General features: G+C 66.2%; 6 protein-coding genes. All 6 read left to right on the plus strand.

The window, feature by feature from the left end; all coding sequences use genetic code 11:
• A partial coding sequence (locus tag V7Q81_RS14390; RefSeq protein ID WP_333844628.1) for a prephenate dehydrogenase occupies nt 1-779 on the plus strand: 779 nt, incomplete at its 5' end.
• Nucleotides 776-2,110 (plus strand): 3-phosphoshikimate 1-carboxyvinyltransferase, encoded by a 1,335-nt coding sequence (gene aroA, locus V7Q81_RS14395; protein ID WP_333844632.1) that lies wholly within the window; start codon nt 776-778, stop codon nt 2,108-2,110. The genes V7Q81_RS14390 and aroA, both read left to right, overlap by 4 nt.
• Nucleotides 2,107-2,787 (plus strand): (d)CMP kinase, encoded by a 681-nt coding sequence (gene cmk / locus V7Q81_RS14400; protein ID WP_333844634.1) that lies wholly within the window; start codon nt 2,107-2,109, stop codon nt 2,785-2,787. Before aroA ends, cmk begins: the two co-directional genes overlap by 4 nt.
• A gap of 125 nt (nt 2,788-2,912) precedes the next feature.
• A complete protein-coding gene (gene rpsA, locus V7Q81_RS14405) occupies nt 2,913-4,628 on the plus strand; it encodes a 30S ribosomal protein S1 (RefSeq protein ID WP_333844640.1) in 1,716 nt (571 codons plus the stop codon).
• 10 nt (nt 4,629-4,638) lie between these two features.
• Nucleotides 4,639-4,941 (plus strand): integration host factor subunit beta, encoded by a 303-nt coding sequence (locus V7Q81_RS14410; protein ID WP_333844636.1) that lies wholly within the window; start codon nt 4,639-4,641, stop codon nt 4,939-4,941.
• A gap of 131 nt (nt 4,942-5,072) precedes the next feature.
• Nucleotides 5,073-5,322: LapA family protein (locus V7Q81_RS14415; RefSeq protein ID WP_333844638.1), on the plus strand; the 250-nt coding region annotated here is incomplete at its 3' end.

A 5,322-nucleotide genomic window follows, 5' to 3' on the forward strand; every position in this document is an offset into this window, starting at 1 on the left:
GGGTGGTGGGCGTGGGGCGGGGTCGCGCCAACCTGGAGCAGGCCCTTCTGATGGGCGTGGTGGACGAAACGGCCGCGTCTCTGGAGGCGGCACTGCCCGGCGCTGATCTGGTGCTGCTGGCGGCGCCGGTCGGCCAGAATGCGCGCCTCATGGCCCAGCTCGCGGGCAGGCTCGACGAGCGTACGCTCGTGACGGACGCGGGCAGCACCAAGCAGGACGTGGTGGCGATCGCCCGCAAGCGCCTAGGCCATCACTTGCCCCGCTTCGTTCCTGCCCATCCCATCGCCGGGGCGGAGAAGAGCGGCGCGGGCGCGGCCAGCGCGGCCCTCTACCAGGACCGCACCGTAGTGCTCACGCCCCTGCCGGAGACCGACCCCCGAGCCCGGGACACCGTTCGCGCTCTGTGGCAAGCGTGTGGGGCACGGGTGGTGGAGATGGCCCCGGAGCGCCACGACCGGATCCTCGCTGCCGTGAGTCATCTTCCCCATCTGCTCGCCTTCACCTTGATGGACCTCATCGCGGGCGAGCCCGAGGACGAGACCCTGTTGCGCTTTGCCGGCCCGGGCTTCCGGGACGTGACCCGCATCGCCGCCAGCTCGCCGGAGATGTGGCGGGACGTATGCCTTGCCAATCGGGCGGCTTTGCTCGAGCTAATCGACGCCTACCAGGCCAGGCTCGATGAGGTGCGGGGCCGGCTCGCCCGGGAAGACGGGGAAGGTCTCGAGCGGCTATTCACCCGGGCCCGGAAGGCGCGCCAACGACTAGACGAGGAACCATGAGTACCCTCTATCGCGTCAAGCCCGGCGGTACGGTGCGGGGCAGGTTGCGGGTACCGGGGGACAAGTCGATTTCCCACCGGGCCATCATGCTGGGCTCCATCGCCGAAGGCACCACCCGGATCACGGGCTTCCTGGAAGGTGAAGACGCTCTGGCCACCATGAACATCTTCCGAGCCATGGGCGTGCCCATCGAGGGCCCGGTGCAAGGCCGCGTCACGGTCCATGGCGTGGGTTCGAGGGGACTACGGGCGCCGACCCGGGAGCTCGATTGCGGCAACTCTGGCACCTCCATGCGCCTGCTGGCGGGGCTGCTGGCAGGTCAGCCGTTCACCTCCGTACTCACCGGGGACGCGTCCCTGCGGCGGCGTCCCATGCGGCGCGTGACCGAGCCCCTGGCACGCATGGGAGCCCGCATCGAAACGGCTCCCGAGGGCCGACCGCCCCTCACGGTCTACGGTACGACGCGGCTTAAAGGGGTAGAGCACACCCTGCGGGTGGCGAGTGCCCAGGTGAAATCGGCCCTTCTGCTGGCGGGCCTCTATGCCAGCGGGCGCACCTGTGTGACCGAGCCGGCGCCCACTCGGGACCATACCGAACGGATGTTGCGCGCCTTTGGCTACCCGGTGCTCTCCTCCGGCTCCACCGTGTGCGTGGAGGGGGGCGGGCGGCTCGCTGCGTGCGAGATTGAGGTGCCCGCGGACATTTCCTCCGCCGCCTTTTTCCTGGTGGCGGGAAGCATCGCGCCGGGATCCGATCTCACCCTCACCCACGTGGGGATCAATCCGTCGCGCATCGGCGTGCTGGAAATCTTGAAGCGCATGGGCGCCGACATTACGCTCATGAACCCCCGGCAGGTGGGGGGAGAGCCGGTGGCCGATCTGCGGGTGCGGCACGCGCCGCTCAAGGGCGTGGAGGTACCGCCCGAGCTGGTCCCCCTCGCCATCGACGAGTTCCCGGTGCTGTTTGTCGCTGCAGCCTGCGCGGAGGGCGAGACGGTAGTGACGGGCGCCGAAGAGCTGCGGGTGAAGGAAAGCGACCGCATCGCCGTGATGGCCCAAGGGCTGCGCCGCCTGGGGGTAGAGGCTCAGCCGATGCCCGATGGCATGCGCATCCGGGGCGGCGCCTACGGAGGAGGGGTGGTGGACAGCCATGGCGACCACCGGGTGGCCATGGCCTTCGCCGTAGCGGCGCTACGGGCCAGCGGGCCCATTGAGATCCTGGATTGCGCCAACGTGGCCACCTCCTTCCCGGGATTCGTTCTTGCCGCCCGCAGCGTGGGCCTGGACATCGAAGAGCATGCGGGGGAGGGCCAGCCCCGGGGTGAGACGTGACCGACAGGAGCCTCGAAGAAAGCCCGCCGGTCATCGCCATCGATGGGCCTGCTGCCTCGGGCAAAGGAACCGTGGCCCAGGAGGTGGCTCGGGTCCTTGGCTTTCACTATCTGGACAGCGGCGCCCTCTACCGTCTGGTCGCCCTGACGGCTCAGCGCCGGGGTATCGAGCTTTCCGACGCACAGGCGCTGGCGGCCCTGGCCCGGGGACTTGAGGCCACCTTCGACGGCGACCAGGTGATCCTGGAAGGAGAGCGGGTGACCGACACCATCCGCAGCGAAGCAGTGTCCCAGGCCGCCTCCCGGGTGGCCGCCCTGGCACCGGTGCGGGCTGCCCTTCTTGCCCGCCAACGGGCTTTTCGGCGGCCGCCGGGACTCGTGGCCGAGGGGCGGGACATGGGCACCCAGGTCTTTCCTGACGCGCGGCTTAAGATCTTTCTCACCGCCAGCGCTGAGGAAAGGGCGCGGCGCCGTTATAAGCAGTTGATGGACAAAGGAATGCGTGTTAGCATGAGCGATCTTATTCGGGAGATTGCCGAGCGCGACCGCCAGGACCGCGAACGGGCCGTAGCCCCCTTGAAACAGGCCGAGGACGCAGTCCTGATCGATACCACCTCGCTCAGCGTCGAGGACGTCGTGCGGGCGGTGGTGGAGCGCTATCGCTCCCGGGCATCGTAGGGTTGTCACCGGAATTCTTTGCCGGCACGGTGTCGCATGGGCCGCCGGCGCGGAACGCAAGTGACTGTTTATCAACTTATCCCGCTTGAACATCCGGGCGGGTTTTTTATCGGACTCTTTTGATGATGGCTAACGTTTCCCCTGCATCCCAGACCGGCGAGACTTTTGCGGCCCTGTTCGAGGAAAGCTTGGCGCGCAAGGAAATGCGCGTGGGCGAGGTGATCACCGCGGAAGTCGTGCGGGTCGATCCCAACTATGTGGTAGTCAATGCAGGGCTCAAGTCGGAAAGCCTCATTCCCATCGACGAGTTTCGTAACGACCGGGGCGAGATCGAAGTCAAGCCGGGCGACTTCGTCAGCGTGGCCATCGAGGCGCTGGAGGATGGCTACGGCGAGACCCGGCTTTCCCGGGAGCGGGCCAAGCGTCTGGCCGCTTGGCATGACCTGGAGCAGGCAATGGAAAAAGGCGAGTTGGTCAAAGGGGTGGTGGCCGGCAAGGTGAAGGGCGGCCTCACCGTCATGATCAACGGCATCCGCGCCTTCCTTCCCGGCTCCCTGGTGGACATCCGACCGATGAAGGACACCTCCCCCCTCGAGGGCAAAGAGCTGGAGTTCAAAGTCATCAAGCTCGACCGCAAGCGCAACAACGTGGTGGTGTCGCGCCGGGCGGTGCTGGAGCAGACCCTGGGGGCCGAACGCCAAGCCCTGCTCGAGAGCCTGAAGGAAGGGGCGGTGGTGAAAGGCATCGTCAAGAACATTACCGACTACGGGGCCTTCGTGGACCTGGGCGGTATCGATGGCCTGCTGCACATCACCGATTTGGCATGGCGCCGGGTGAAGCATCCCTCCGAGGTGCTTTCGGTGGGCGAGGAGGTGACCGCCAAGGTGCTCAAGTTCGACCAGGAGAAGAACCGGGTTTCCTTGGGTCTCAAGCAACTGGGCGAAGACCCCTGGGTTGGCATCTCCCGCCGCTATCCCCAGGGCACGCGCCTCTTCGGCAAGGTCACCAATATCACCGATTACGGCGCCTTCGTCGAGATCGAGGAGGGCATCGAGGGGCTCGTGCACGTGTCCGAAATGGACTGGACCAACAAGAACATCCACCCGTCCAAGGTGGTGCAGGTGGGCGACGAGGTGGAGGTCATGATCCTGGAGATCGATGAAGAGCGCCGGCGCATCTCCCTGGGAATGAAGCAGTGCATGCCCAACCCGTGGGAAGAATTCGCCATGAACTTCAAGAAAGGCGACCGGGTGAAGGGGCAGATCAAGTCCATCACCGACTTCGGCATCTTCATCGGGCTTCCCGGCGGCATCGATGGCTTGGTGCATCTGTCCGACCTGTCCTGGAGCACGCCGGGCGAGGAGGCAGTGCGCCAGTACAAGAAGGGCGACGAGGTGGAAGCCGTGGTGCTTGCCATCGACGTTGAGCGGGAGCGCATCTCCCTGGGCATCAAACAGCTCGAGGGCGATCCCTTCACGGCTTACGTGGCCAAGCACGACAAGAACTCCATCGTCTCCGGCACAGTCAAGTCGATCGACGCCAAGGGCGCCGTGATCCAGCTCGACAACGACGTGGAAGGCTATCTGCGGGCGTCGGAGGTGTCCCGCGACCGGGTCGAGGACATCCGCACGCGCCTTAAAGAGGGCGACACCGTCGAGGCGATGATCATCAACGTGGATCGCAAGAACCGCACCATCAACCTGTCCATCAAGGCCAAGGACCTGGCCGAGCAGAACGAGGCGCTGCAGAAGATGGCGGCCGAAAGCGCCTCCGGTGCGGGCACCACCAATCTGGGAGCGCTGCTCAAGGCCAAGCTGGACGGGAAAAACACCGAAGAATAAGGGCCTCACCATGACCAAGTCTGAACTGATCGCGCGGCTGGCGGCGCGCCATCCTCAGTTGGTGGCAAAGGACGCGGAGCTGGCGGTGAAAATGATCCTGGACGCGATGGCTTCCAGCCTGGCCAAGGGGGAGCGCATCGAGATCCGTGGATTCGGCAGCTTTGGTCTCAACTACCGCCCGCCGCGCATCGGACGCAACCCCAAGTCCGGTGAGAAAGTGGAGGTGCCGGAGAAGTACGTTCCCCACTTCAAGGCCGGCAAGGAACTGCGGGAGCGGGTGGACTATAACAGCAAGAAACAGTCCTCGTCCTGAGCCCAGGGAGCCGGCCCGGGGCGAGCCTCGCCCGACAGCGCCCTGAGCGGCGCGGCAGTGGGGGTTCCGACGCCCGGCGGGCTGCCGGGGCATCCCAGCCTCACGAGGGTACTTCCGCCGGCGATTCGCCTATGCGCATTTTCACTTGGATCGTTCGCATCGCCCTGTTTCTTCTGCTGCTGACCTTCGCGCTGAAGAACATGGACCCAGTGACGGTCCGCTACTACCTGGGCGTGGAGTGGCAGGCCCCTCTCGCCCTGGTAATCTTCGTCTTCTTCCTGGCCGGGTTGGTGCTGGGCGTTCTGGCCGGGTTCCTCGGGGAGCTGGGGCGGCGCCGCCGGCGCAGGACCCAGGCCCCTCCGGCCCCATCGCCCCCGGATC

Origin of the sequence: Pelomicrobium sp. (genome assembly GCF_036803785.1) — a bacterium.
Lineage (GTDB): Bacteria > Pseudomonadota > Gammaproteobacteria > Burkholderiales > UBA6910 > Pelomicrobium.